A 2,077-nucleotide genomic window follows, 5' to 3' on the forward strand; every position below is an offset into this window, starting at 1 on the left:
CGATCTTGCGGCGCATATGCTCGCTCAACCTCTCCTCATCGACATCGATCAGGCTGTCGAGGTCCATCAGGCCGATAGTGCCGCTGTGGCTGGTAACGGCAATATCAAAAGGCGGCAGAATAATCATGGGCTCGGGTCCTTTCAGGGATGGGCCGGATCTGTGGGATCGTTGAGTTTGGCGAAGCCGGAGCTGCCCGGACCGTGCGGCACAAGAACCGCGTTGAGTTCGGTGCCGGTAAGGACGGCGTGCGTGAGGAGGGCTTCTGCGACGGCCTCCAGCGCCGGGCGCAGCGGCGTGAGGATGGCAATCGTTTCATCGAGCAGACGTCCCAGCCGCTCCTCGACGAGACGCCGGCGGTCCTTGAACTCGGCCCCCTGCCCGGCCCATTGGCGGGTGGGGCCGTAGAAAAGAAGCTCGAAGCAGGCGTCGTGAATGATCTCGGCGGCACGGGCGATGTCCGAGCGGGCCCCGGTGTTGGCGCCGGCTCCCACCAGGATGTCGGCGGCCCGGCCAGCCAGGAGGATGCGCACGTCGTCTTCGAGGATACTGGCGGTGACGACACCGCCCATAGGCTCGGCGATATTGGTCTCGCCCTCACGCCCGTCTCCGGAGAGGATCGAGACCGAGCGAACCGGACGCCCCAAATGCATCGCCATGACCGCATGCCCCGCCTCATGCAGCGCCACGGCGCGACGCAGCTCAGGTGAACGGGTTTCGGGTGGGGCGAGCACCGCCAGGAGTTGCTCGAGACCCAGTGATTTGCGCTCGTCAGCGGCCCTTGCGGTTGCCAGCACCGCCAACTGCTTGAGTTCGGCCTGGGTCTGGCGACCAAGATAAGGCAGCAGAGGGGTCAGATCGGCAGTCTGAAGCGCGTCGGGCAGATGCAGCCTGAGCATGGAGAGGCGCTGGCTGGCCGAATGGGGCGGCGGCAGGGTCAGGTGCAGCCCGAGGCGCCCGGCGCGGATCAGGGCGGGATCGAGACGCTGGACGTGATTGGTGATACCGATCAGCAGCACCGGCTGTCCGGAAGCAACCATCTTGTCGATGCCGGTGAGAAGACTATTGGTGAGGCTGACCCACCAGGGGTCATAGTCGCCCCGCAGATCCTGGCGGTTGGGCACAGAATCGAGTTCATCGATCACCCCGATGGCAGGGGCCAGCCGGCTGAGCTCGGCAAAAAAACTGGCCTGGGCGGAGAGGACATCATTCAAATTCCCCTTTCCCGTCTGCAGCCAGGTCGCGGCATTGGTCATGACCAGAGGCAGACCGGCGGTCGCGGCCAGCGAATGGGCGAGCAGCGTTTTGCCAGTGCCGGGCGGGCCTTCGAGCAGGACATGCTCCAGACCGGCCATGTGGCCCTGTGGCAGGTTGGTCACGACCCGCCTCGCCCACTCCGCTACTGCCGCGGGCAGGGACAGAGCCTCGATATGTGGGGCATCGGGCACTTGCACCGTCCGGCTCTGCCTTGCAGCGATGGCAGCGATGCGCTTGGCCATGACCCCGGCACTTTTGGCCGGGCGCAGGGACGCCAGCAGCTGGCCGGCATCGAGCCCTGCAAGATGCTCGGGCTTGAGCGCCCGGGGCATTGAGGTGGTCAGCTCGATGATGCAGTCGCGCACCATGGCGTAGTCCGGCCTGGTCAGCACAACAGAGCGATCGGCCGTGTCGAGGAGCAGCGGCGGCAAAAAGGCGCTGGGGTCCTGGGAGACCGCGATGACCGAACGGCTATGGAGGAGCGGCACCCAGCTCTGGCTGGTTGCCTTGTGCAGTCCTTTGCGGGCGGTATCGGTACTGGCCACCACCAGGGCCTGCGGAAAGGCCTCGCGCAGATAGTCCTCAAGGTAGTCCACCCAGTCGCGACCAGGGGCTTGGAGGATCACCACGACGCGGTGGTTGGCGGCGAGGTCAGAGACAAGGCGCTTTGGCAGCGCGGCATCGAGCATGCCGGCACAGAAGCGATCCCCCATGCGTTTGGTGAGCGTTTCTGGATCGTTGGCAGAGGCAAAATCGTCGGGAATAGCGGACATGATGATCCTGGGCGCCGCGCCGGGGCTGCGGGCGGCGTTCAAAAAAGGG

1 protein-coding gene is annotated in these 2,077 nt (G+C 65.5%); it reads right to left on the reverse strand.

The features are described 5' to 3' along the window. Positions 1–141 precede the first annotated feature (141 nt). On the reverse strand, positions 142–2,077 hold a 1,936-nt coding region (locus tag QZ564_RS19170; protein ID WP_297113569.1), incomplete at its 5' end, for an AAA family ATPase.

The organism is uncultured Devosia sp. (assembly GCF_913055165.1).
Taxonomy (GTDB): Bacteria; Pseudomonadota; Alphaproteobacteria; order Rhizobiales; family Devosiaceae; genus Devosia.